The sequence below is a fragment of the Saccharothrix coeruleofusca genome (genome assembly GCF_017876325.1).
Taxonomy (GTDB): domain Bacteria; phylum Actinomycetota; class Actinomycetes; order Mycobacteriales; family Pseudonocardiaceae; genus Actinosynnema; species Actinosynnema coeruleofuscum.
The window spans coordinates 6,754,505-6,777,638 of record NZ_JAGINV010000001.1 but is presented as its reverse complement, the minus strand read 5'-3'; the positions used below and the strand labels follow the sequence as shown (position 1 = coordinate 6,777,638).

25 protein-coding genes are annotated in these 23,134 nt (G+C 74.3%); 18 read left to right on the top strand and 7 right to left on the bottom strand.

All coding sequences use genetic code 11. The features are described from left to right. Positions 1–49: 49 nt before the first annotated feature. Genes JOF41_RS31230 through JOF41_RS31200 form a run of 7 tightly spaced genes read left to right on the top strand, consistent with a single transcriptional unit; the run spans position 50 to position 8,647 of the window. Positions 50–1,228, top strand: coding sequence for a homogentisate 1,2-dioxygenase (locus JOF41_RS31230; RefSeq protein WP_209623508.1), 1,179 nt, complete (start codon positions 50–52; stop codon positions 1,226–1,228). A gap of 38 nt (positions 1,229–1,266) precedes the next feature. Further along, positions 1,267–2,547 carry an SWIM zinc finger family protein gene (locus JOF41_RS37990; protein WP_189221440.1) on the top strand — a complete coding sequence of 427 codons (1,281 nt, stop codon included), beginning with the start codon at positions 1,267–1,269 and terminating at the stop codon, positions 2,545–2,547. Beyond that, positions 2,544–2,726: a hypothetical protein gene (locus tag JOF41_RS31220; RefSeq protein ID WP_189221441.1), complete on the top strand. Its 183-nt coding sequence runs from the start codon at positions 2,544–2,546 to the stop codon at positions 2,724–2,726. Before JOF41_RS37990 ends, JOF41_RS31220 begins: the two co-directional genes overlap by 4 nt. Continuing rightward, positions 2,723–4,180, top strand: coding sequence for a DUF5691 domain-containing protein (locus JOF41_RS31215; RefSeq protein ID WP_209623507.1), 1,458 nt, complete (start codon positions 2,723–2,725; stop codon positions 4,178–4,180). Before JOF41_RS31220 ends, JOF41_RS31215 begins: the two co-directional genes overlap by 4 nt. Next, positions 4,177–5,265 (top strand): ATP-binding protein, encoded by a 1,089-nt coding sequence (locus JOF41_RS31210; protein WP_209623506.1) that lies wholly within the window; start codon positions 4,177–4,179, stop codon positions 5,263–5,265. The genes JOF41_RS31215 and JOF41_RS31210 overlap by 4 nt, the downstream gene beginning before the upstream one ends. After that, positions 5,265–7,469 (top strand): DUF5682 family protein, encoded by a 2,205-nt coding sequence (locus JOF41_RS31205; RefSeq protein ID WP_209623505.1) that lies wholly within the window; start codon positions 5,265–5,267, stop codon positions 7,467–7,469. The genes JOF41_RS31210 and JOF41_RS31205 overlap by 1 nt, the downstream gene beginning before the upstream one ends. After that, positions 7,466–8,647, top strand: coding sequence for a vWA domain-containing protein (locus JOF41_RS31200; RefSeq protein ID WP_209623504.1), 1,182 nt, complete (start codon positions 7,466–7,468; stop codon positions 8,645–8,647). Before JOF41_RS31205 ends, JOF41_RS31200 begins: the two co-directional genes overlap by 4 nt. Before the next feature lie 48 nt (positions 8,648–8,695). Here JOF41_RS31200 and JOF41_RS31195 read toward each other — a convergent pair whose 3' ends face one another. After that, entirely contained in the window at positions 8,696–9,175 is a 480-nt protein-coding gene (locus tag JOF41_RS31195; RefSeq protein ID WP_189221445.1) for a hypothetical protein, read from the bottom strand. 42 nt (positions 9,176–9,217) lie between these two features. Continuing rightward, a complete protein-coding gene (locus tag JOF41_RS31190) occupies positions 9,218–9,724 on the bottom strand; it encodes a hypothetical protein (protein WP_189221759.1) in 507 nt (168 codons plus the stop codon). Between the two features lie 96 nt (positions 9,725–9,820). Between JOF41_RS31190 and JOF41_RS31185 the strand changes: the two genes are divergently transcribed. From JOF41_RS31185 to JOF41_RS31165, 5 genes are all read left to right on the top strand, one after another. Further along, the gene (locus tag JOF41_RS31185) at positions 9,821–10,579 is read left to right on the top strand and encodes a DUF2470 domain-containing protein (protein ID WP_209623503.1); all 759 of its coding nucleotides are present in this window, start codon (positions 9,821–9,823) and stop codon (positions 10,577–10,579) included. Between the two features lie 9 nt (positions 10,580–10,588). Continuing rightward, on the top strand, positions 10,589–11,353 hold the full coding sequence (locus JOF41_RS31180; protein ID WP_307867580.1) for a CPBP family intramembrane glutamic endopeptidase: 765 nt from the start codon (positions 10,589–10,591) through the stop codon (positions 11,351–11,353). An 11-nt stretch (positions 11,354–11,364) separates the two neighbouring features. Continuing rightward, a complete protein-coding gene (locus JOF41_RS31175; RefSeq protein WP_189221447.1) occupies positions 11,365–11,982 on the top strand; it encodes a GOLPH3/VPS74 family protein in 618 nt (205 codons plus the stop codon). Between the two features lie 137 nt (positions 11,983–12,119). Continuing rightward, positions 12,120–13,364 (top strand): arginine deiminase, encoded by a 1,245-nt coding sequence (locus JOF41_RS31170; protein WP_372448502.1) that lies wholly within the window; start codon positions 12,120–12,122, stop codon positions 13,362–13,364. Positions 13,365–13,455: 91 nt separating this feature from the next. Next, the gene (locus JOF41_RS31165; RefSeq protein ID WP_189221448.1) at positions 13,456–14,013 is read left to right on the top strand and encodes a ferritin; all 558 of its coding nucleotides are present in this window, start codon (positions 13,456–13,458) and stop codon (positions 14,011–14,013) included. 47 nt (positions 14,014–14,060) lie between these two features. Here the strand turns inward: JOF41_RS31165 and JOF41_RS31160 are convergent, their stop codons facing one another. Genes JOF41_RS31160 through JOF41_RS31150 form a run of 3 tightly spaced genes read right to left on the bottom strand, consistent with a single transcriptional unit; the run spans position 14,061 to position 16,094 of the window. Beyond that, positions 14,061–14,384 carry a DUF952 domain-containing protein gene (locus JOF41_RS31160; RefSeq protein ID WP_189221449.1) on the bottom strand — a complete coding sequence of 108 codons (324 nt, stop codon included), beginning with the start codon at positions 14,382–14,384 and terminating at the stop codon, positions 14,061–14,063. A 37-nt stretch (positions 14,385–14,421) separates the two neighbouring features. After that, the gene (locus JOF41_RS31155; protein WP_189221450.1) at positions 14,422–15,375 is read right to left on the bottom strand and encodes a DUF5926 family protein; all 954 of its coding nucleotides are present in this window, start codon (positions 15,373–15,375) and stop codon (positions 14,422–14,424) included. Positions 15,376–15,395: 20 nt separating this feature from the next. Beyond that, complete coding sequence (locus tag JOF41_RS31150) at positions 15,396–16,094, bottom strand: glycerophosphodiester phosphodiesterase family protein (RefSeq protein ID WP_209623502.1); 699 nt, start codon at positions 16,092–16,094, stop codon at positions 15,396–15,398. A 60-nt stretch (positions 16,095–16,154) separates the two neighbouring features. On the opposite strand from JOF41_RS31150, the gene JOF41_RS31145 reads away from it, so the two are divergent. The 3 genes from JOF41_RS31145 to JOF41_RS31135 all read left to right on the top strand — a co-directional run bounded on the left by JOF41_RS31145 (position 16,155) and on the right by JOF41_RS31135 (position 18,689). Continuing rightward, complete coding sequence (locus tag JOF41_RS31145; RefSeq protein ID WP_209623501.1) at positions 16,155–17,384, top strand: cytochrome P450; 1,230 nt, start codon at positions 16,155–16,157, stop codon at positions 17,382–17,384. A 100-nt stretch (positions 17,385–17,484) separates the two neighbouring features. Further along, positions 17,485–18,048 (top strand): RNA polymerase sigma factor, encoded by a 564-nt coding sequence (locus JOF41_RS31140; RefSeq protein WP_307867579.1) that lies wholly within the window; start codon positions 17,485–17,487, stop codon positions 18,046–18,048. A gap of 2 nt (positions 18,049–18,050) precedes the next feature. Next, entirely contained in the window at positions 18,051–18,689 is a 639-nt protein-coding gene (locus JOF41_RS31135; RefSeq protein WP_209623499.1) for a hypothetical protein, read from the top strand. A 77-nt stretch (positions 18,690–18,766) separates the two neighbouring features. On the opposite strand, the gene JOF41_RS31130 is transcribed toward JOF41_RS31135, so the two are convergent. Next, entirely contained in the window at positions 18,767–19,612 is an 846-nt protein-coding gene (locus JOF41_RS31130; protein WP_209623498.1) for a helix-turn-helix transcriptional regulator, read from the bottom strand. 77 nt (positions 19,613–19,689) lie between these two features. On the opposite strand from JOF41_RS31130, the gene JOF41_RS31125 reads away from it, so the two are divergent. Continuing rightward, entirely contained in the window at positions 19,690–20,451 is a 762-nt protein-coding gene (locus JOF41_RS31125; RefSeq protein WP_209623497.1) for an SDR family NAD(P)-dependent oxidoreductase, read from the top strand. A gap of 31 nt (positions 20,452–20,482) precedes the next feature. Here JOF41_RS31125 and JOF41_RS31120 read toward each other — a convergent pair whose 3' ends face one another. Further along, positions 20,483–21,118 (bottom strand): TetR/AcrR family transcriptional regulator, encoded by a 636-nt coding sequence (locus tag JOF41_RS31120; RefSeq protein WP_209623496.1) that lies wholly within the window; start codon positions 21,116–21,118, stop codon positions 20,483–20,485. Positions 21,119–21,202: 84 nt separating this feature from the next. Here JOF41_RS31120 and JOF41_RS31115 point away from each other — a divergent pair, with 84 nt between their 5' ends. Together JOF41_RS31115 and JOF41_RS31110 are read left to right on the top strand one after the other, a co-directional pair. Continuing rightward, positions 21,203–22,141, top strand: coding sequence for an NAD(P)-dependent alcohol dehydrogenase (locus JOF41_RS31115; protein ID WP_209623495.1), 939 nt, complete (start codon positions 21,203–21,205; stop codon positions 22,139–22,141). A 158-nt stretch (positions 22,142–22,299) separates the two neighbouring features. Continuing rightward, complete coding sequence (locus JOF41_RS31110; RefSeq protein WP_189221454.1) at positions 22,300–23,097, top strand: hypothetical protein; 798 nt, start codon at positions 22,300–22,302, stop codon at positions 23,095–23,097. The last annotated feature ends 37 nt before the right edge of the window (positions 23,098–23,134 follow it).

The window sequence follows — 23,134 nt, the reverse complement described above, 5'->3', positions numbered from 1 at the left end:
ACCGGTCAATGAACAAAGATGTCCGACTATCGAACGCCTGGAGCGAGCGATGGCGTACTACCGACAGGTCGGGGAGATCCCCCGAAAGCGCCACACCCAGTTCCGCACTCCGGAGGGCGGGCTCTACGCGGAAGAGCTGATGGGGGTGGAGGGCTTTTCGGCCGATTCGGCGTTGCTCTACCACCGGCACCTGCCCACCGCGATCGTGAACGCGGTGACCGTCGAGGACACCCGCGGCGCCACCTCGCCGAACCTGCCGCTCAAGCCGCGCCACTTCCGCACCCCCGCGCTGACCTGGGACTCCGATGGCGTGGACGCGGTGACCGGGCGGCGCACGCTGTTCGGCAACGCGGACGTGACGATCGGGTTCGTGGTCGCGACCGCCCCCAGCCCGCTGTACCGCAACGCGGCGGGCGACGAGCTGCTGTACGTGCAGTCCGGCGAGGGGGTCGTGGAAACCATCTACGGCGCGCTGCCCGTCGGCGAGGGCGACTACGTCGTGCTGCCCACCTCGTGCACCTACCGCGTGGTGCCGGAGCGGCCGATGAGCGTGCTGGTGCTGGAGGCGACCGGGCACATCGGCCCGCCCCGCCGCTACCTGTCGGCCAAGGGCCAGTTCCTGGAGCACTCCCCCTACTGCGAGCGGGACATCCGGGGCCCGGTCGAGCCGCTGCTGGTCGACGGCGAGGACGTGGACGTGCTGGTGCGCCACCGCGCGGGGCTGACCAGGTTCACCTACGCCAACCACCCGTTCGACGTGGTGGGCTGGGACGGCTGCCTGTACCCGTGGGTGTTCAACATCCGCGACTTCGAGCCGATCACCGGCCGCGTGCACCAGCCGCCGCCGGTGCACCAGACCTTCGAGGGCCCGAACTTCGTGGTGTGCTCGTTCTGCCCGCGCAAGGTCGACTACCACCCGCTGGCGATCCCGGTGCCCTACAACCACGCCAACGTCGACTCCGACGAGCTGATGTTCTACGTGGGCGGCGACTACGAGGCGCGCAAGGGCTCGGGCATCGGCATCGGGTCGCTGTCGCTGCACCCGTCGGGCTGCACGCACGGCCCGCAGCCGGGCGCGGTGGAGGCGTCGCTGGGCGCGGAGGCGTTCGACGAGACCGCCGTCATGGTGGACACGTTCCGGCCGCTGGAGCTGGGCGAGGCGGCACTGGCCTGTGAGGACCCCAAGTACGCCTGGAGCTGGGCGCGAAGGGGTCCTGACCTGGGCTGAAGTCGATCTGTCGGTGCCGCCGTCTAGCGTTCCGCGGCATGGATGCGCAGGCGGTACTGGGACTGGCACCGGACGGCCAGGTGGCGAGCAGCGCCACCCGGCTGGCCGGGTCGTCGGGCTGGCACGGGGAGGGGTCCTCGCCCGGCGCGCTGTGGGGGCTGTGCAAGGGCAGCGGGGCCAAGCCGTACTCGGTGTGCGTCGACCTGGGCGACCGGGCGACCAAGTGCTCCTGCCCGTCGCGGAAGTTCCCCTGCAAGCACGCGCTGGCGCTGCAGCTGCGGCACGCCCGCGACCCGTTCCCGGCGGCCGACGCGCCGCCCTGGGTCCAGGAGTGGCTGACCCGCAGGCACAAGACCGCGGCGGCCCCGGCCGCGCAGGACGCGCCGGAGGCGGTCGAGCGCCGCGCGAAGGCCAAGGAGAAGACCGCCCGCGACCGCCAGGAGGCGGTGCGCGCGGGCGTGGCGGGTCTGGCCGACTGGCTGGCCGACGTGGCGGGCGCGGGCATCGCCGGGCTGCCCGCGCGGGACGCGGCGTGGTGGCGCTCGATCAGCGCCCGCATGGTCGACGCGCAGGCCAAGGGGCTGGCCTCGGCGGTGGACGAGCTGCGCGACGTGGTCGCGGCGGGCGGCCCGCACTGGGCGCACGACGCCGCCGACCGGCTGGGCGGGCTGCGCCTGCTGACCCGGCTGGGGTCGGTGGAGGCGCCGAGCGAGGTGGTGCGGCGGCGGCTGGGGTTCTCGGTGGCCGAGGAGGAGGTGCGCGCCGCGCCGGGCCTGTCCGACCGCTGGGTGCCGCTGCTGCGCCGGGACACCGAGGACGAGCTGGTGCGCACCGTTCAGCAGTGGGTGTGGGGGCGCGCGCACGGCTGGGTGGTCGCGGTGCGGCACGCGGGCGGCGGAGCCCGGCCGGTGCCCCCGCTGCCGCACGGCGTGGAGGTGCAGGGGGTGCTGCACCCGTATCCGGGGGCCGCGCCGCTGCGGGTCGCGGTGGGCGAGGTGCTGGCGCAGAGCGCGCCGGGGCCGGTGCCCGCGCCGGACACCTGGCGGGAGGCGCTGGCGTCGCTGGAGCCGTGGCTGCGGGGTGATCCGTGGCTGCGCGCGCACCCGCTGGGGTGCGCGGGGGTGCGGGTGAGCGCGGACACCCGGCACCTGGTCGACGGCTCGGGGCGGGCGGTGCCGGTGCGCGCGGATCTGGCGTTGGAGCAGGCGGTGGCGCTGACCGGAGGTGCGGTGTTCGACGCGTGGGGGTTGTGGGACGGGCGGGTGCTGCGGCTGGGCGCCGTGGCCGAGCCGGGCGCGGCCCCGGAGGTGGTGGGATGAACGCGGGACGCAGCCCGAAGGGCAACCGGGCGACGGTGCGCCCGCCGGAGGGGGTGCGGCGGGTGTGGAGCCCACGCGCGGTGCTCCCCTCGGCTTCGCGGTGCTCGGGCAGCGGGCGGGTGCCCGCCCCGTGCCAGCCCACCCCGTGCCAGCCCACCCCTGGGGAGACGGCGCCGTGACCGTCCAGCAGGAGTGGGAGGAGGCGGTGCGGGCGCTGCTGGTCGGCGCGCACCGCGCCGGTCTGGACACCGGTGAGCTGCTGGACCGGTGCGCGGCGCTGGGCGTGGCCGCGCACGCCGCCGTCCTGCCGCCGGTGCTGGACGAGCCGCTGCTCGCCCCGGCCCCGGACGCGGCCGACCGGGTGGCGGGCGAGCGGGCGCGGGCGGTGCTGGCCCAGATCCTGGCGCTGGACGACCAGGTGCTGCTGACCGAGTGGTGCGGCATGGCCAGCGCCGCCGGGGTGGTCGCCGAGCACCGGCACCTGCCCGCGCTGCTGGGCCTGGCCACCGCCCACCACGGGCTGCGGCAGGCGGTCACGGCCGTGCTGGGCGCGCGGGGGCGGTGGCTGGCGGCGATCCGGCCGGGCTGGGCGTGGGCCGCGGCGGCCCCCGGCGACGCCGAGGTGGACCTGGCCGAGGCGCTGGACCTGCCCACCTCGGCCCGGCTGGCCGCGCTGCGCCGGGCCCGCGCGGCGGACCCGCGCGGGGCGGGCGCGTTCATCGCCGGGCAGTTCGGCGCGCAGCGCCGCGCGGGCGACCGGCAGGTGCTGGTCAGCGCCCTGGAGACGGGTCTGGGCCCGGAGGACGAGCCGCTGCTGGAGCGGGCGCTGGACGACCGCGCGGTCGGCGTGCACGACGAGGCGCTGCGGCTGCTGCGCGGCCTGCCCGGCTCGGCGCTGGCCCAGCGCGCCGCCGAACGGCTGCACCGCGGCCTGTGGCTGACCGCCGACGGCTTCGACGTGCAGAGCGACGAGCTGTGGACGGTGCTGGAGCCCGAGCCGGACGAGGCGCGGGACCTGATGCGCGACGGCTCCGAGGTGGGCGTGACCAACCGCATCCGGGCCGCCGCCGCCAGCGTGCCGCCCCGGCACTGGACCGACCGACTGGGCACCGACGACGCGGGCGCGGCGGCGGTGCTGGAGCGCGGGCCGTGGGCGCAGGCCCTGCTGCGCGGGGTGGCGCTGCGGCTGCGGCTGGCCGCCGACCCGCGCCCGTGGGCGGTGGCCGCCACGCGCGCGCTGACCGGCATGGAGCAGCTGGAGATGCTCGCCGCGCTGCCCACCGACCTGGCCGCGCGGACCGTGGTCGAGCTGTCCGGGCAGTGGAACTACGACCTGCTCGACCACGCCTGCTCGCAGCTGCCCGCGCCGTGGTCGGCGGAGGCCACCGCCGGGCTGCTGGACCGCTACGCCGCCGCCCGCGACCCGAGGTGGCGCGCGGGCCGTCCGCCCGCCGTGCTGCTGTCCAGGGGCGACGCGGAGGTGCTCGGCGCCAACTGGGCGCGGATCACCGAGCGCTGGCCCGAGCACACCACCGAACTCGACCTGCTGCGCCTGCGCGTGCAGCTCCGCGCGGCCTTCACCGAACCGACCGCCGACCAGACCGCCGAACCGACCGGGAGGAACCCCCAGTGACCACCGAGACCGTGCTGCGGCCCGCCGCGGAACAGCAGTACGCCGCCGAGCTGGCCGCGCTCGCGGCGGCCGACGACCGGCCCCGGCCGCCGCGCTGGCGGCTCTCGCCGCAGGCCGTGGTCCGGTACGTGCTGGGCGGGACGCTGCCCGACGGCACGGTGATCACGCCGAAGTACGTGGGCGACCGGCGGCTGGTGGAGGTCGCGGTCGGCACCCTGGTCACCGACCGGGCGCTGCTGCTGGTGGGCGTGCCGGGCACGGCCAAGTCGTGGCTGTCGGAGCACCTGGCTGCGGCGGTCAGCGGCGACTCGACGCTGGTCGTGCAGGGCACCGCGGGCACCGGGGAGGACCAGGTCCGCTACGGCTGGAACTACGCGCGGCTGATCGCCGAGGGCCCCAGCGAGGCCGCGCTGGTGCCCAGCCCGGTGATGACCGCGATGCGCACCGGCGCGGTGGTCCGCGTCGAGGAGCTGTCCCGGATGCCCGCCGAGGTGCAGGACTCGTTCATCACCATCCTGTCCGAGAAGAACCTGCCGGTGCCGGAGCTGGGCATCCAGGTGCAGGCGGTGCCGGGCTTCACGCTGATCGCCACGGCCAACGACCGCGACCGGGGCGTCAACCAGATGTCCTCGGCGCTGGCCAGGCGGTTCAACACGGTGGTGCTGCCGCCGCCCGCGACCGAGGACGCCGAGGTGCAGATCGTGTCCACCCGCGCGGCGCAGCTGGGTCGGGCGCTGGAGCTGCCCGCCGAGCCGCCCGCGCTGGAGGAGGTGCGCCGCGTGGTGCGGATCTTCCGGGAGCTGCGCAACGGCTCCACCGCCGACGGCCGCACCCAGTTGAAGAAGCCCAGCGGCAGCCTGTCCACCGCCGAGGCGATCTCGGTGATCACCAGCGGCATGGCGCTGGCGGGCCACTTCGGCGACGGCACGATCACCGCCGACGAGCTGGCGTCGGGCCTGCTGGGCGCGGTGGTCAAGGACCGGGTGTCGGACACCGCGGCCTGGCAGGAGTACCTGGAAGCGGTGGTCAAGGAGCGCGCGGACTGGCGCGACCTGTACCGGGCGTGCCGGGACCTGGTGGGCTGATGGCGCGGGAACAGCCGCTGCCCGAGCGGGTGGTGCTGCTGGGCATCCGGCACCACGGCCCCGGCTCGGCGCGCATGGTCGCCGCCGCGCTGGAGGCGCTGCGGCCGGAGCTGGTGCTGGTGGAGGGCCCGCCGGAGGGTGACGCGCTGCTGTCGCACGTGCCCGCGCTGACCCCGCCGGTGGCGCTGCTGCTGCACGACGAGACCGAGCCGTCGACCGCGGCGTTCTGGCCGTTCGCCGAGTTCTCGCCGGAGTGGCGGGCGATGACGTGGGCGCACGGCGCGGGCGTGCCACTGCGGTTGTTCGACCTGCCCGCCGCCGCGTCGCTGGGCGAGGAGCGCGACCCCGCCCCCAAGGCGGTGGTGGACCCGCTGGGCACGCTGGCCGAGGCGGCCGGGTTCGACGACCCGGAGCGCTGGTGGGAGGACGTCGTGGAGCACCACGGCAACCACGGGGGCGACACCGACCCCCGCCACCTGGCGCAGGCGGTGGCCGAGGCGATGACGGCGCTGCGCGAGGAGTTCGCCGACCAGGTGGACGAGCGGACGCTGCGCCGCGAGGCGTTCATGCGCCAGTCGCTGCGGCAGGCGCTCAAGGACGTCGAGGGGCCGATCGCGGTGGTGTGCGGGGCGTGGCACGTGCCCGCGCTGCGCGCGCTGCCGCCCGCCACGGCCGACGCGGCGCTGCTCAAGGGGCTGCCGCGCCGGAAGGTCTCCGGCACGTGGGTGCCGTGGAGCCACGGGCGGCTGGCGTCGGCGTCGGGCTACGGCGCGGGCGTGGACTCCCCCGGCTGGTACGCGCACCTGTGGGAGTGCGCGGCCAAGGGCGACGCGGTGCCGCGCTGGTTCGCCCGCGCGGCGGCGGTGCTGCGCGCCGAGGACCTGCCCGCGTCCACGGCGAGCGCGGTGGAGGCGGTGCGGCTGGCGGAGTCGCTGGCGGCGCTGCGCGGGCGGCCCTCGCCGGGGCTGTCGGAGGTCACCGAGGCGGCGCTGGCGGTGCTGTGCGGCGGCGACGAGGTGCCGCTGCGGCTGGTGTGCGAGCGGCTGGTGGTGGGCGAGCGGCTGGGCGAGGTCGGCTCGGACGTGCCGCGCTCGCCGCTGGCGGTGGACGTGGCGCGGTTGCAGCGCAAGCTGCGGCTGCCGCCCAGCGCCGAGGACAAGCAGGTCCGGCTGGACCTGCGCAAGGACACCGACCGGGAGCGGTCCAAGCTGCTGCGCAGGCTGGCCGTGCTGGACGTGCCGTGGGGCAGGCCGGACACCACCCGCTCGCTGGGCACCTTCGCCGAGGCGTGGCACCTGCGCTGGGACCCCGGTTTCGAGGTGGCCATCGCGGCGGCGGCCCGGCACGGCACCACGGTCGAGGCGGCGGCGCGGCAGGTGCTGTGCGGCCGGGCGGCCCAGGCCCAGCGGGTCGCGGAGGCGGCCGGGGTGCTGTCCGAGGCGGTCGGCTGCGAGCTGCCCGAGGCGGTGGCGGCGGCGCGCACCGCGCTGGACCGGTGCGCGGCGGCGGCCACGGACGCGGTGGAGCTGCTGTCGGCGCTGCCGGACCTGGCCACCACGGTCCGCTACGGCTCGGTGCGGGGCACGGACCCCGAGCTGCTGCGGGTGGCGCTGCACGGCCTGCTGGCGCGCGGCGCGGTGGGTCTGCCGCTGGCGTGCCGGGGCGTGGACGACGAGACCGCCGAACGCGCGCTGGCGGCGGTGGACGGCGCGGACGACGCGGTCCGCCTGGCCGCCGACGAGGAGCACCGCGAGACGTGGCGGCGGGCGCTGGTGGCGCTGGTCGGGATGCCCGACGCGCACGGCCTGCCCGCCGGGCGGGCCACCCGGCTGCTGTGGGAGGCGGGCGTGCTCGACTCCGACGCGGTGGCGGCGCGGCTGCACCGGGCGGTGTCGCTGGCGGCGGGCGCGACCGCGTTCGTGGCGGGCTTCCTGCGCGGCTCGGCGGCCTTGCTGGCGGCGGACGCGCGGCTGTTCGCGGTGGTCGACGAGTGGCTGACGGGGCTGTCCGGCGGTGATTTCGAGGCGGCGCTGCCGCTGCTGCGGCGGGCGGTGTCGGAGTTCAGCCCGGCGGAGCGGCGGATGCTGGGCGAGCGCGTGTCCGGCGGCGGGGTCGGCGTCCGCGCGGGCGGCGAGTGGGACGAGGAGCTGGCCGCGCGGCTGGCGGCGCACGTGCGCGGACTGTTGACGGGGGTGGGCTCGTGACCGGCACCGAGGGGGTCGAGCGGCTGCGGCGGTGGCGGCTGCTGCTGGGCGGGGCGGCGGGCGAGCTGACCGCGCTGGGCGAGGACGACCGCCGCCGCGACGCCGCGCTGACCGGCCTGTACGGCGGGGGCGCGCCCGGCGACGCCCCGGAGGGCGGCGGCAAGCGCGGTGCGGGGCTGGGCGGTTCCTCGCCGGTGCTGCACCGCTGGCTGGGCGACGTGCGCCAGTACTTCCCGTCGTCGGTGGTGCAGGTCATGCAGCGGGACGCGGTGGAGCGGCTGGGGCTGCGGCAGCTGCTGCTGGAGCCGGAGCTGCTGTCCAGCGTGGAGCCGGACGTGAGCCTGGTGGGCACGCTGGTGTCGCTGTCGCGGGCCATCCCGGCGCGCACCCGCGAGACCGCGCGGGCCGTGGTGCGCAAGGTGGTCGAGGAGATCGAGCGGCGGCTGGCGGACCGGCTGGTGGCCGCGGTGCACGGCGCGGTCGACCGGTCCCGGCGCACCCGCAGGCCGAGGCTGGCCGACGTGGACTGGTCGGCGACGATCCGGGCCAACCTCCGGCACTACCAGCCCGAGCAGCGGACCGTGGTGGTGCAGGACCTGATCGGGCACAGCAGGCGCAGCCGCACCGCGTCGCTGCGGGACGTGGTGCTGCTGGTCGACCAGTCCGGGTCGATGGCCGAGTCGGTGGTGTACTCGGCGGTGCTGGGCGCCTCGCTGGCGTCGATCCGGTCCATCGACACCAAGCTCGTCGTGTTCGACACCGAGGTGGTGGACCTGACCGAGGAGCTGAAGGACCCGGTGGACCTGCTGTTCTCCACCCAGCTGGGTGGCGGCACGGATATCAACCGGGCGGTGGCCTACGGGCAGTCGCTGGTGCGCAGGCCGACCGACACGGTGATGGTGCTGATCAGCGACCTGTACGAGGGCGGTGTGGCGCGGGAGCTGCAGCGCCGGGTGCGGGAGCTGGTGCAGAGCGGGGTCACCGTGGTGGTGCTGCTGGCGCTGTCGGACAGCGGGACGCCCGCCTACGACCACGAGCTGGCCGCCCGGCTGTCGGAGCTGGGCGCGCCGTCGTTCGCGTGCACCCCGGACAAGTTCCCGGACCTGCTGGCCACGGCGCTGCGGAAGGAGGACGTGGCGGGCTGGGCCGAGCGCGAGGGCATGGCGGTGGGCCGCTGACCCCCACCCTCAGCGCAGGACTTCAGCGCCCGACTTCAGCGCCCGACTTCAGCGCACGACCACGCGGCCCAGGGTCAGGAACGGCTTGCCCCGCGTGAGCACGGCGGCGCGGCCGTGCTCGTCGGGGCCCGCCATCCACACCTCGCCGGTGCGCCGCAGGTGGTCGCGGACGCGCTCGGGCAGCGCGGGCAGGCGCAGGAAGGTGCGGTCGGACCGGTCGGTCTCCAGGTAGGACTGCCAGCCCACGCGGGCGCGGCCGGGCACGAAGGCCACGGCGACCCGCTCCCACGGGTAGGCCGCCGACAGCGCGCGCACCCGACGGCGGGCGCAGAAGTGGCGCAGGCCGGGCACGGCGAACTCGACGCACAGCGGGGTCAGCGCGAACACCCACTTGGAGTCCAGCCACGCCGCGACCAGGCAGAGCACGCCGAAGGAGGCCACCGCCACGGCGATGAACACCACCGCCCGGCGGTCGGCGCGGGCCAGGCACCGGTCCGTCCACTCGCGGGCGATGAGGCTGGTGGTCACGCCCACCGGGTAGCCGTGCCGCCGACCGGTGAAACACCCTGGTCAAGCCGACCGGCGGCGGGCGCGCGGGGCGGGCGCGCGCAGCACCTCGGCGGGGAACAGCCGGGGCACGCCGCGGAAGGCGACCACGGTGTTGCCCGCCGGGTCGGGGCGGACCAGCCAGGCGCGGCGGTGCCGCCTGATCCGGCCGCGCACCAGCGGCCCCGCGCCGCGCACGTCGAGCACGAGCGGGCGGGTGCCGTGCACGACGAGCCTGCCGTTGCGCCAGTGCACCCGCGCGAACAGCCAGGGTTCGTCGGCCATCAGCGGCGGCAGGGGCGGCCTGCTGCGCAGCGCCCACGCCACCACGGCGAGGGAGAACGCCAGCAGCAGCACCGGCAGCGGCGATGCCGCGCCGATGCGCAGGACCAGCAGCAACTGCGCCAGGAACGCCAGCGCGCCCAGCGCGGTCCAGCCGAACGCGCGCCTGCTCGCCCGCTCCAGGCAGTGCTGGGTCCACCGGTCGTCGAGGGCCGTCCCCTCGGTGGACGGCTGGTTCGGCAGCACCACGGTCACCCTCCGCCAGCACGATCAGGTTACGTCCGACGAGGGACTTCCGCGCGCGCCCGACGGCAAGTTAGGCTCGCCTAAGTTGGGAGGTGCGCGGTGACCCAGAACCGTCGACCGCCCGCCCCGCACCCGGCGGAGCGCGCGCGGACCATCGCCGCCAGGGGCGGGCGTGCGGCCCTGCTGCCCTCGGACGGCACCGAGGACCGGGTCGTCCCGGTGCTGCACCACGTGCACGCGCGCGGCGAGGCGACGGTGCTGCTGCCCGACGGGCACCCGCTGGTCGCGGCGGCGCGTGGCGCCGAGGTGACCGCGATGCTGGAGGTCGCCGACCACGCGCCGGTGGCGCTGCGGGAGCCCGTGCGCGGGCTGCTGTGGATCACCGGCTGGCTGCGCGCCCTGGAGCCGCGCGAGGCCCGCGAGGCGGCGGTGGAGGTGGCCGAGCACCGGCCCGACCCCCGGCTGCTCGACGTCGGCCACGGCACCTCGGTGCTGCGGCTGGTGCCCGCGTCGCTGGTGGTGGCCGACGCCGAGGGCACCTCCTCGCTGCGGCCCGAGCACTTCGCCCAGGCCGACCCGGACCCGTTCTGCGCGCACGAGGACCACTGGCTGCGGCACCTGGAGCTGTCCCACCGCGACGTGGTGGGCCTGCTGTCCCAGCACCTGCCCGAGGAGCTGCGCGGCGGCCACGTCCGGCCGCTGGGCCTGGACCGGTTCGGGCTGCGGCTGCGGGTGGAGGCGGCCGACGCCGACCACGACGTGCGGATCTCGTTCTCCCGGCCGGTGCGCACCGCGCAGGAGCTGTCGGCGGAGCTGCGCAGGCTGATGGGCTGCCCCTTCCTGGCGCGGCGCGGGTAGCGTACGGGGGTGATCGCCCCGTTCGACGAGTCCCAGCGACGCGGCTACCAGCTGGAACTGCTGCTGGTCTTCAGCATCACCCTCGGCCTGTCCGGGCTGCGCAGCCTGGTGCGGCTGCTGGACAGCCTGCTCGACCCGGTGCCGCTGAACCAGCAGTCGGTGGCGATCAACGTGCCGCAGGCGCGGTTCGACCTGCTGGACCTGCTCGCCCAGCTGCTGGGCGTGCTGCAGCTGGCGGCGTGGGGCGGTCTGGGGCTGTACCTGCTGTGGCGCGGCGGGATCGCGGTGCGGGCCATCGGCCTGGACCGGGCGCGGATCGGCCCGGACGCGCTGGGCAGCGTGGGCCTGGCCGCGCTGATCGGCATCCCCGGCGTGGTGTTCTACCTGGTGGCGTGGAACCTGGGGCTGAACCTGGCGGTGCAGCCCTCGACGCTGGACGAGTCGTGGTGGCGCTCGGTGGCGCTGGTGCTGTCCGCCGTGGGCAACGCCTGGGCCGAGGAAGTGCTGGTGGTGGGGTACTTCATCACGCGGCTGCGGCAGTTGGGGTGGCGGGAGAACACGTCGTTGGTGGCCGCCGCCGTGCTGCGCGGCTCCTACCACCTGTACCAGGGCTTCGGCGGGTTCATCGGCAACGTGGTGATGGGCCTGGTGTTCGGCAGGGTGTGGCAGCGCACGAACCGGCTGTGGCCGCTGATCGGCGCGCACGCGCTGCTGGACGTGGTGGCTTTCGTCGGTTATGCGCTGTTGCGCGGGCACGTGTCCTGGTTGCCGTAGAGAATCCGGGCATGAACCTCGCCGAGGAGCTGGCCCTGCTCGCCTACGACGACAGCGGCGCGGCCAGGGTCGGGCAGCCCGCGCTCGGCTACGGCCTGGCGGGTGCGCTGCTGGCGGAGCTGGCGCTGGCGGGGCGCGTGGACGTGGTGGACCGGAGGGTCGCGGTGCTGGACCCGACGCCGCCGCAGGAGCCCGCCGTGCGCGCGGTGCTGGCCCGGATCGCGGCGGACAAGCCGCGCAAGCCCAAGTGGTGGGTGGCCAAGCTGAGCAAGGGGCTCACCACGCAGGTGCTGGACGGCCTGGTCGGCGCGGGCGTGCTGCGCCGCGAGAAGGGCCGGGTGCTGTGGGTGTTCCCGCGCACCCGGTACCCGTCGCCGGGCGGCCGTGAGCCCGAGGCGGAGACCGAGGCGCGCGGGCGGCTGGTCGCGGCGGTGACCGGCGACGGGCCGGTGGAGCCGCGCACGGCGGCGCTGGGCGCGCTGGTCAGGGCGGTGCGCTACGACCGGCAGGTGTTCCCCGACCTGCCCAGGAGCCGGGTGCGGACCCGGCTCAAGGAGTTCTCCGAGGGCGACTGGGCGGCCACGGCGGTCCGCAAGGCGATCGAGGAGCACCAGGCGGCGACCGGTTGAGCGCGGACAACGTTTGAACGGCTGATGCCGCCGAATGCTTAACGAATCGCCGGTTTGAAGAGGGAATGCGGTAAATTTCGCCGGATCGCACCGGCTTGAGCTGCACTATTCAATGATCCGGCATTACCCTCGGGTGCGTGACTGCCGAGATCGCCCAGACGCAGGCCCCCGACGCCGTGCCCGGCCCGGCGCCCAGGGTGGACAGCGAAGTCGGCCCGCTGCGCACGGTGCTGCTGCACCGGCCCGGCGCCGAGCTCAAGCGGCTCACCCCGCGCAACAACGACCAGCTGCTGTTCGACGGCGTGCCGTGGGTCGACCGGGCCCAGGAGGAGCACGACGCGTTCGCCGAGGTGCTGCGCTCGCGCGGGGTCGAGGTGCTGCTGCTGGCCGACCTGCTGGTCAAGGCGCTGCACGACGACCGGGCGCGGATCGCGGGCGTGCACAGCGCGGTCAACGAGCGCAGGCTGGGCATCGACCTGGCCGACGCGCTGCGCTCGCACCTGTCCTCGGTCAGCCCCCGGCAGCTGGCCACCGCGCTGATGACGGGCATGACGTTCGAGGAGCTGCCCGCCGCCGAGGGCGCGTCGCTGGTGCGGCGGATGCACCACCCGCACGACTTCGCCGTGGACCCGCTGCCGAACCTGCTGTTCACCCGCGACTCGTCGGTGTGGGTGGGCGACCGGGTGGCGATCACCTCGCTGGCGATGCCCGCGCGCGACCGCGAGACGGCGCTGACCGACCTGATCTACGCCTACCACCCGCGCTTCGCCAAAACCGGCCGCGCGTACGGGGCGCACTCCGCGCCGGTGGAGGGCGGTGACGTGCTGCTGCTCGCGCCGGGCGTGCTGGCCATCGGCGTGGGCGAGCGCACCACGCCTGCGGGCGCGGAGTCGTTCGCCCGCTCGGCGCTGGCCGACGGCCTGGCGCACACCGTGCTGGCGGTGCCGATCACCCAGGAGCGGGCCACCATGCACCTGGACACGGTGTGCACGATGGTCGACCGCGACGCGGTGGTGATGTACCCGGCGGTGCGGGACAACCTGTTCGCCTACCCGGTGCGCGCGGACGGCGACGGCGTGGTGGTGGAGGGCCCGGTGCCGTTCCTGGAGGCCGCGGCGGAGGCGATGGGCATCGACCGGCTGCGGGTCATCGACACCGGCCTGGACCCGGTGACCGCCGAGCGCGAGCAGTGGGACGACGGCAACAACACGCTGGCCGTCGCGCCGGGGCTGGTGGTGGCCTACGAGCGCAACGTGGAGACCAACGCGCGGCTGGAGGAGGCGGGTGTGGAGGTGCTGCGGATCAGCGGCTCGGAGCTGGGCTCCGGGCGCGGCGGGCCGCGGTGCATGTCCTGCCCGATCGACCGGATGGCCCTGAAATAGGTTCGCCTTACCTTTCCCAGGTAATGCTGACCTAATTTCGCACAGCCTTGCCTCAAATGCGGACGTGAATATTTTCGGTTATTCTCCCGACATGGCCCTGAACATCAAGAAGATTACTCCGAAGTCGTCCCGGTTCCACGAGTTGCTGCAGGCCCAGGTGCGCAACGAGTTCACCGCGTCACAGCAGTACGTGGCCATCGCGGTGTGGTTCGACGACAACGACCTGCCGCGACTGGCCGCGCACTTCTACAAGCAGTCGCTGGAAGAGCGCAACCACGCGATGATGATCGTGCAGTACTTGATGGACAACGACCTGAAGGTGACGATTCCCGGCGTCGACGAGGTGCGCAACGACTTCACCGACGCGCGCGAGCCGGTGGAGCTGGCGCTGCAGCAGGAGAAGGCGGTCACCGAGCAGATCGTGGCGCTGGCCGAGACCGCCCGCGAGGAGGGCGACTACCTCGGCGAGCAGTTCCTGCAGTGGTTCCTCAAGGAGCAGGTGGAGGAGGTCGCGTCGATGAGCACGCTGCTCAACGTGGTCGACCGCGCGGGCGGCAACCTGTTCCACGTGGAGAACTTCCTGGCCCGCGAGCAGGTCGGCGAGGCCGCCGACCCGACCGCCCCGCGCGCGGCGGGCGGCGCGCTCTGACCGCGCCGTGCTGTGGCCGTGCCGTGCTGTGATCGGGTGGGCCCCGGTCACAGCACGGGCAGCGGGCGGAACTTCCCGTCCGGGTCGGGCGGGAAGTCGTGCACCGCCACCACCGCGTCGGCCGGGATCGGGCCGTAGACGTGCGGGAACCACGGCCCGGCCTCGGTCTCCCCCGGCTCGTACAGCAGCGGCAGGCCCTCCGGGTCGATCACCAGCAGCACCAGGTCCTCGCGCCCGGCGTGGAACAGGTTGGCGGGGATGTGCACGGTGCCGGGGTCGGAGCAGTGCACGAACCCGTCCGGGTCGAGCGGGATCGCGCCGTCCTCGCGCGCCCGCGCCCAGTCCGGGCGCGAGCTGATCCGCACCAGCATTTATCCACACCCTCCTGTGGACAGACCTGTGGACAGGTCAGCGCAGGGTGATCTGCCGCCCGCGCAGACCGTCCCGCGAACGCCGCTCGGCCTCGGTCAGCGGCTCGGTGTCGAGGCTGGTCAGCGCGTCGGACAGGCGCTTGCCCAGGCCCTCCGCCGGACCGGCCCACTCGCTGGAGTGCATCTCCCGGTCCAGGTCCCACACCGGCACCAGCAGGCCGTGGGCGCGGAACGAGCCCGCGTACCGCGAGCCCTCCCCCAGGTCCAGCTCGCCGCGCACGGACAGCCGCGCCATGGCCGCCAGCAGCCGCTCCTCCGGCTCGGGGCGGACCCAGCGCAGGTGCGCCTTGTCGCCGGCGTCGACCCAGTAGGCGGCGGTGACGCCGGGCGCGGAGACCCGCTCGGTGGGCAGCACGGCCGCGTTGGCGCGCTCCAGCGACAGCGCCACCTCGCCGGTGGGCTCGCTGCCCGGCGGCATCCACCAGCCGAAGTCGGCGTGCAGCTCGGGGGTGATCCCGGCCTCGGGGTCGAGCAGGTCCTGGAGGCGACCGGGGTCGCTGCCGTCGTCCGGGCCGACCACGGGCAGCGCCTCGCCGGTCTCGGCGGTCAGCGCCCACCGCACGGCGCGGGCCAGGTCGCGGCTGAGGTCGCCGGAGCGGGTCTGCACCTGCAGGCCGACGAACGCGGTGCCGTCGCCGCGGATCACGCCCGCCGCGGCCATCGGCAGCACCGAGGCCAGGAAGACCTCCCGCGCGCCCTGGTCCTTCAGCGGCAGCTTCACCGTCGCGGACGGCACGAACTCGCGCAGCGCGATCAGCTCGGCCTCGGCCCGCAGCCCCTCGAACGGGCGGGCCACGATCACGTCGGCCGCGCCGCCCGCGCCGCCGTGGCAGGCCTTGTAGCGCTTGCCGGAGCCGCACGGGCACGGCTGGCGGGGGTTGATCCCGTCCGCAGGCTTGTTCTTGTCCTTCAGAGCCGTCCGCTTGGCCACGCCGCCGCCTCCTTGTGCGTTCAGGGCGACAAGTTAGCCGCAAGCAGCCCGCGAGTTCGAGCCGGGTTGTCGGTGGCCAGGAACCGCACGCCGCGCTCCCGGCACAGCGCCACGTCGGCCGGGTCGTCCACGGTCCAGCAGTAGGCGCCCGCGCCGCGACCGGGGTGCCTGCGCAGCAGGTGCACGCCGGGTCCGGCGACGTCGGCCCAGGTGGGGAGGCGTCGCGGCCAGAACCGGTCGAGCAGCAGCACGGTGGGCACGTCCGGGCGCAGCGCCTTGAACCGGCGCACCGCCAGCGGCGAGAACGACATCACGTGCGCGTCGATGCGGTAGCGGGACAGCGCCCTCGCGAGTTCCCGCTCGACCCGCCCGCCCTGGCGGACGGGGTGCTTGGTCTCCGCGAACAGCCGCACCCGGTGATCGGCGGCCAGGCCCGCGAGCTGCTCGAACGTCAGCACCTCGGCGGGTTCGCCGCCGTGCCAGGAGCCGAAGTCGTGCCGCCGGAGCTGGGCCAGGGTCAGCGCGCCGACCGCGCCCGCGCCGTCGCTGGTCCGCCCGATCGTGCGGTCGTGGACGCAGACCAGGTGGCCGTCGCGGGTGAGCCGGACGTCGCACTCCAGCCCGTCGGCCCCCTCGCGCAGGGCCAACTCGTAGGCGGCGAGGGTGTGCTCGGCGCGGGCGGCGGAGGCCCCTCGATGGGCGACGACTTCGGTGTCCACGACCACCGATGGTGACCCGACGTCACCAACATCTCAATATTTGCGCCAACAAGTAACCTGATGGACGTAATCCCGTCTCACGAACTACCGTCCGTGACCGTGCTCCTCTTCGACCCGCGTGACCCCGCCTTCCTCGCCGACCCGTACCCCGCGTTCGCGGAGCTGCGCGAACGCGGCGAAGTGCACCACCACGAGGGCATGGGCCTGGCGGTGGCGGTGTCGCACGCGGCGTCCTCGGCCGTGCTCCGGCACCGCGACCTCGGCCGGATCTGGACCGACGCCCGCCCGGTCGAGGCGTTCACCTCGTTCAACCTGCTGCACCGCAACTCGCTGCTGGAGAACGAGCCGCCCACGCACACCCGGCTGCGCCGCCTGGTCGCCAGCGCCTTCGGGCGCGGCCACGTCGAGCGGCTGCGGCCCTGGGTCGCCCGGCTGGCCGACCGCCTGGTGGACGACCTCGCCGCGCGCATCCGCGACGAGGGCTCGGCCGACCTGCTGGCCCACGTGGCCGGGCCGCTGCCCGTCGAGGTGATCGCGGAGCTGCTGGGCGTGCCCGAGGCCGACCGGCCGCTGCTGCAACCCTGGTCGAACACCATCGTGAAGATGTACGAGTACGGCCTGCCCGAGGAGCAGCGCGCCGCCGCCGAGCGGGCGTCCGGCGAGTTCGTGGCCTACCTGCGCGAGCTGGCCGCGCGACGGCGCGCGGAACCCGGCGACGACATGGTGTCCAGCCTGGTCGCGGTGACCGACACCGACGGCGCGAAGCTGACCGAGGACGAGCTGGTGGCCACGTCGGTGCTGCTGCTCATGGCGGGCCACGAGGCCACCGTGAACGTCATCGGCAACGGCGTGCTGGCCCTGATGCGGCACCGCGAGCAGTGGGAACGCCTGGTCGCCGACCCCTCCCTGCTGCCCACCGCCGTGGAGGAGCTGATCCGGTACGACTCGCCGCTGCAGCTGTTCGAGCGCACCGCGACGCGGCCGGTGGAGATCGCCGGGCACGTGGTCGAGCCCGGTCAGAAGATCGCCGCCCTGCTCGGCGCGGCGGCCAGGGACCCGCGCGTGTTCGCCGACCCCGACCGGCTGGACATCGGCCGCTCCCCCAACCCGCACCTGGGGTTCGGCATGGGCGTGCACTACTGCCTGGGCGCGCCGCTGGCCCGCATCGAGGTGCAGGCGGCGCTGGGCTCGCTGGTCCGCAAGCTGCCCGGCATCGAGCTGGCCGCCGAACCCCACCGCCGCGCCGAGTTCGTCATGCGCGGCCTGCACACCCTCCCCCTCACCACCTGACGCCACGCGCCCCCGGCGCGCCCCCGGCGGAAGTCCCCCGTGCGTGCAACCGATGGCCGCCTGCGGCTGTATGGGGTGGTGACAGCGGGGAGGCTTGCTCGTGGATCGTCACGACTTCACGCACGTGGTGCGTGAGCGATCGGTGCCGTGGCGGCGTGTCGCGTTCCTGATCTGCGGGGACTGGGGACGTGCCGAGGACCTGACGCAGGTGGCGTTGATCCGGCTGTACCGGCACTGGCACCGCATCGACGGCGACGGGCTCGAAGCGTACGTCCGCCGGGTGATCTCACGGCTGGCCGTGGACGAGGCGAAGCGCGCGGCGCGGCGCGGTGAGGTGTTGGGCGAGGTGCCCGATCGGGCGGGCAGCGGTGTCGCGGTGGACGAGGCGGTCAGCGGGACGCTGGACGTGCGCGAGGCGTTGCGGAAGGTGCCGCCGCGACAGCGCGCGGTGCTGGTGCTGCGCTTCTACGACGAGCTGAGCGTGGCCGAGACCGCTGCGGCGCTGGGCATCAGCCAGGGCACGGTCAAGTCGCAGTGCGCCCGCGGGTTGCAGGCGTTGCAGACCGCTCTGGGACTACCGGTGGATTCGCATTGGGCACCGACTGCGCACTCCTGGTCCGCCGGGCACACCGAACGGCCACACGCCGAGCGATCGAGGGGGTAGGGGTGAGCCGCTACGACGATGGACCCGGCGAGGTGTTCGAGCGGGCGTTGGACGGCGAGCCGCCCCTGCGGCTGGACTTCGAGGCCATCGAGCGGGCCGGGGCGCGATCGCTGCGCCGTCGCCGAGCGGCGGTGCCGACGCTGACCGCGGTGGCCGCGATCGTGGTGGTCGGCGGCGTCGTAGCGCTCACCGGCACCGGAAGCGGAGGCCCGACACGGGTCGCCGGTCCGGGGCAGAGCGTTCCCGCCGGGTCGCCCACCAGGACCGCACCGGCGCCGATCAGCACGGCGGTGCCCACCACGCGCACCGCCGGTTACTGCTACCGCACCGCCGACATCACCACCGATGAACCCGACCAGCACGTGATGATGGGCGTGGCCGGTGACGACCCCGACGGTCGTGGCGACGTCGCCTCCCGACTGCTGAACATCTGCGGCATGGCCTGGACCGAGAACCTCTACGGCTGGCAGGGCCCGGTTCACGAGGGCGGGACCCACACCGCGCCGCAACTGGTGGCCTGCGTGCTCGACGCCACCGCCGCCGCGGCCACCGACGTGGTCGCGGGGGCCGCCGCCGTGTTCCCCGGCACCGAGCAGACCTGCGCCGACATGGGGCTCCCGGTGGCCGAACTGGGCGGGTGACCCCGTCCGGGGTGCCGCCGGCAGCACGGTCGTGACAGCGGTCGTGACAGCCGCACCGGGTGCGAGGGGACGACCGCTCACCCCCTCGGGCCCGCTGCTCGTCGTCGGCGGGCCAGCTTGCGCAGCGCCTCCTCCGAGCGGCTGCCGGGCGCGGCCGTGAACAGCACGACCTGGTGGTCGCGGTCGGGCACGTCGAGCACGTCGTAGTTCAAGGTGAGCGTGCCTTCCGCCGGGTGGCGCAGCGACTTCCTCCCGCTCCGCCCGCCGGGGCGGACGGGCTCGGCCCACATCTCGCGGAACCACGCGCTGCCGTCGCGCAGCTCGGCCACGAGGCGGCGTGTCCGCGCGTCGTGCGGGTACCGGTTGGCGGAGCCCCGCAGCGCGGCGACCGCCTGCCGCGCGAACTGGTCCTCGTCGATCCGGGAGAGGTAGCGCACGTCCGGGTCGGGGTGCAGGAAGTAGCGCCGCAGCAGGTTGCGCTCGTGATGGAAGGACGTGAAGAAGCCGCTGAGCAGCACCGCCGCCAGCGGGTTCCAGGCCAGCACGTCGGACCGGGCGTCGCGGACCAGAGCAGCGGTGAGCGGCAGGCGGTCGATCAGGTCGCGCACGTGCCGCGGGACGTCGACCGAGGGGCTGCCCGGCACCCGCTCGACGTCGTCGGCGAGCGCGAGGAGGTGGTCCCGCTCGGTGTCGTCGAGCCGCAACGCCCGCGCGATGGAGTGCAGCACGTGCCGGGACGGCGCCGACCCACGAGCCTGCTCCAGGCGCGTGTAGTGGTCGGTGGAGCAGTGCGCCATGGCCGCCACCTCCTCGCGCCGGAGACCGGGTGTCCGGCGACGCCCGACCGCGACGAGACCGACATCGGCGGGTGTGAGGGCTTCACGGCGACGGCGCAGGAACTGCCCCAGGGCTCTGCGGTCCACGTCCCCGAGCCTATCCGCGCCAACCAGGGACGGGTCGTCCCTGCTTACCCGGTGCGCGGTGGCGCACCGTCGAGGACATGACCACACCACTGCTGTTCGGCCGGAAGATCATCATCACCGGCGCGAGCCGGGGCATCGGCGCCGCGGCGGCCCGGCTGTTCGCGCGGGAGGGGGCCGCCGTCGCGCTGGCCGCCCGCAGCGCCGACGCGCTCGGCTCCGTCGTCGACGAGGTGACCTCGGCGGGTGGCACCGCCTTCTCCGTGGTCACCGACCTGGCGGACGCGCGCGGCGTGGAGCGCGCCGTCACCGAGGCCGCCGACCGCTTGGGCGGGCTTGACGGCGCTTTCAACAACGCCGCGTCCTTCGAGCGCACCAGCGACCTCACCGACCGCACCGAAGAGGAGTTCGACGACCTCGTGCGGGTCAACTTCAAGGGGACCTGGGTGGCGATGGCCGCCCAGGTGCGCGTCATGCGGGCCACGGGCGGCGGGGTGATCGTCGGCACGAGCAGCATCGCGAGCGTGCGCCAGTACCACCTGACCCCGGTGTACAGCGCGTTGAAGCGGGCGCTCAACAGCCTCACCGAGAGCGCGGCCGTCAGCTACGGCCCCGACGGCATCCGCGTCAACGCCATCGCCGCCGGGCTGACCGTCACCGACATGGTCGCCGACTGGGAGCGGCAGCAACCAAGAATCACCGAGGCGCTCATCGAGCGGATTCCGCTGCGCCGCGCCGCCCGGCCGGAGGAGATCGCCGAGGCCGCCGCGTGGTTGCTCAGCGATCGGGCCTCCTTCGTCACGGGAGCGGTGCTGCCCGTCACCGGAGGCGCGGACGTGTGACCTGATCACGTGGGCCACCCGCGACAGCGGCTCAGTCGCGGCAGAACAAGTCCTGCAGGTTGATCGGGGCCGGGGCGGGCAGCGGCTGCGCCTGCTCGGCGCGGAAGGACTGGAGCAGGTAGCCGACGAGCCTGCGCGAGGCCGCCGCCGCCGCTTCGCCCGCCGACCCGGCCACCCCGTTGTTGGCCATGATCAGCAGCGTCAGGTCGCTGTGCGCGAAGTCCCGGCGCAGCTTCCCGGCCTCCTTGGCGCGCCGCACCAGCTCGGCGAACTGGCGCTCGGCGCGGGCCCGCTCGGCCACGTTGGCCTCCCGCTCGGGGAAGGTCGACAGGAACACGGCGGTGAAGCCCCGGTCGGCCACCTGCATGGCGCAGATCTTCTCGATCACCGAGCAGAAGCCGCGCCACGGGTCGGGGTCGGCCAGACCGTCGTCCACGGCCGCCGCGCAGGTCGTCAGCTGGTCCGCGAAGACCTCGTGGACCAGCGCGCTCTTGGTCGGGAAGCGGCGGTACAGCGTCGCGACGCCGACCTCCGCGCGGCGGGCGATCTCGATCATCGGCACGTCCAGGCCGAGTTCGGCGAAGGCGTCCGCGGCGACCTCCAGGATGCGGTCGCGGTTGTGCTGCGCGTCGACCCGCAGCCCGATCCGAGAAGGTTCCGTCTTCACGACTATCACTTTACCGCAAGTGGAGAGCCTTTTCCGATTACCGTGCTAGCGTGTTTTCAAAGGCACTCCTACGAATGGTGAGAAATGCGCGCAGCTCTGTACGACCGCTACGGGCCACCCGAAGTGCTGTACGAGGGCGAAGTGCCCGAACCGGTTCCCGGAGAAGGTGAGGCGCTGATCCGCGTCATCGCCACCAGCGTGAACGGCGGCGAACTGTACATGCGGGCCGGGAAACTGAGTCCGCTGAGCGGCCGGAAGTTCCCCAAGAGGATCGGCATCGACTTCACCGGGGAAGTCGTCTCCCCCGCCGCCGGCCTGAAAGCGGGCGACCTGGTGTGGGGATTGGCCGGGCGGACGGCCCACGGCAGCGCCGCGGAATTCGTCGCGGTGCCCCCGGACCACGTCTCGCGCCTGCCCGCCGGGCTCGACCCGGTCGAGGCCGCGGCGCTGCCCGTCGGCACGACGGCGATCACCGCGCTGCGCGACAAGGCCCGCCTCAAGCCGGGTGAGCGGCTGCTCGTGCGCGGGGCCAGCGGCGGCGTCGGCTGCATCGCTGTGCAGCTCGGCAAGGCAATGGGGGCGCGCGTCACCGGGCTGGCCGGGGCGAAGAACCTGGACCTGGTGCGCGAGCTGGGCGCGGACGAGGTGTTCGACTACCGCACCACCAAGCCGTCCGACCTGGGCGCCTTCGACGTCGTGCTGGACACGGCGGGCAGCGAGCTGCGCGCGTACCGGCGGCTGCTCCGCCCCGGCGGGCGGATGGTGGGCATCACGTTCGACACCGACCACTTGGCGTCGTCGCTGGGCTACGTCCTCGGATCGGTGGTGTTCGGGTCGCGGCGGGTGCGGTTCTTCAGCGGCAACCCCAGGACCCCGCTGTTCGAGGACCTGGCGGGGTACGTGAAGAGCGGCGCCATCCGGCCCGTGGTCGACACGGTGTGGCCGCTGGCCGACATCGCGGGCGCGCACCGGGCGCTGGAAGCGGGCGGCGTGCGCGGCAAACACGTCGTGCGAGTGGCTTGACCGCGCACGATCGTTTTTAGGGGTCGGCTCGTTACACCTTTACCGAAATGATGCCGAAAACCCGCGAAAATCACAACTGCGACTATTACCGTGACTCCTGCTAACGCCATCCGGATCGTTGACGACTTTCCGGAGGACGTTTGATCAAGGAGATTGCCATGACTCACCCTGAGGCACCGCAGTACTACCCTCCGCAGCCCGCGCCGCCGAAACCGGCGAAGTTCGGCGCGCTCGCCTGGACCGCTCTGATCCTGGGCATTGTCGGGGTGGTCGGCTCGCCCATCATCATCCTGAACAACTTGACCGCCATCGTGGCGGGCGTGGGCCTGGTCCTGGGTGTCATCGCGCTGTTCGGCACCCGGAAGGTGCTGGCGATCATCGGTGTCGTGCTGTGCGTCGCGGGGATCGCGTTCACCGTGGCCGCGCAGGCGGCGGCCGTGAAGGAGCTCGACGAGATCATCAACGGCTCGACCAACCAGGGCCAGGTCAGCGAGGGCAGCGGCCAGTCGGCGGCTCCCGAGCAGGCCGCCCAGCCCCCCGCTGCCCAGACCCCGAGTGCGGAGACCCCGACCTGGGGCAAGCGCTACACCTGGAAGGACGGCCTGGCCGTCGAGATCTCGGCTCCTGCCGCCTGCACGCCCGGCCAGTTCTCCGCGCCCCAGGACGTGGCCCGCGCGGTGAAGTTCACCGTCACGGTCGTCAACGGCACCGACAAGCCGTTCGAGGCCGGGCTGCTGACCATCGGGGACAACGCGCAGTTCGACGGTCGGACCGCCGAGAAGATCTTCGACTCCAGCGGTGGGTGCGGCGGCGGCCTCGACTCGGCCACGATCCTGCCCGGCAAGACCTACACCTACGAGGTGTCGTACGCGGTCGGCGCGCAGCCGGGCGAGATGCAGATCGCCCTCCAGCCCACCTTCGGGGCCGACAAGGCGGTCTTCGTCGGGCAGGCGTAGTGCTTCCGGGCACCGCGAACGCTCGGTTCGCGGTGCC

What these genes read in the sequence shown, in the direction of transcription:
- JOF41_RS31230 (WP_209623508.1), top strand. Translation starts at nt 50, where the DNA reads ATGGCGTACTACCGACAGGTCGGGGAGATCCCCCGAAAGCGCCACACC.
- JOF41_RS31115 (WP_209623495.1), top strand. Translation starts at nt 21,203, where the DNA reads ATGCGCGCAGCTCTGTACGACCGCTACGGGCCACCCGAAGTGCTGTAC.
- JOF41_RS31145 (WP_209623501.1), top strand. Translation starts at nt 16,155, where the DNA reads ATGGACGTAATCCCGTCTCACGAACTACCGTCCGTGACCGTGCTCCTC.
- JOF41_RS31160 (WP_189221449.1), bottom strand. Translation starts at nt 14,384, where the DNA reads ATGCTGGTGCGGATCAGCTCGCGCCCGGACTGGGCGCGGGCGCGCGAG.
- JOF41_RS31205 (WP_209623505.1), top strand. Translation starts at nt 5,265, where the DNA reads ATGGCGCGGGAACAGCCGCTGCCCGAGCGGGTGGTGCTGCTGGGCATC.
- JOF41_RS31220 (WP_189221441.1), top strand. Translation starts at nt 2,544, where the DNA reads ATGAACGCGGGACGCAGCCCGAAGGGCAACCGGGCGACGGTGCGCCCG.
- JOF41_RS31165 (WP_189221448.1), top strand. Translation starts at nt 13,456, where the DNA reads ATGGCCCTGAACATCAAGAAGATTACTCCGAAGTCGTCCCGGTTCCAC.
- JOF41_RS31125 (WP_209623497.1), top strand. Translation starts at nt 19,690, where the DNA reads ATGACCACACCACTGCTGTTCGGCCGGAAGATCATCATCACCGGCGCG.
- JOF41_RS31175 (WP_189221447.1), top strand. Translation starts at nt 11,365, where the DNA reads ATGAACCTCGCCGAGGAGCTGGCCCTGCTCGCCTACGACGACAGCGGC.
- JOF41_RS37990 (WP_189221440.1), top strand. Translation starts at nt 1,267, where the DNA reads ATGGATGCGCAGGCGGTACTGGGACTGGCACCGGACGGCCAGGTGGCG.
- JOF41_RS31110 (WP_189221454.1), top strand. Translation starts at nt 22,300, where the DNA reads ATGACTCACCCTGAGGCACCGCAGTACTACCCTCCGCAGCCCGCGCCG.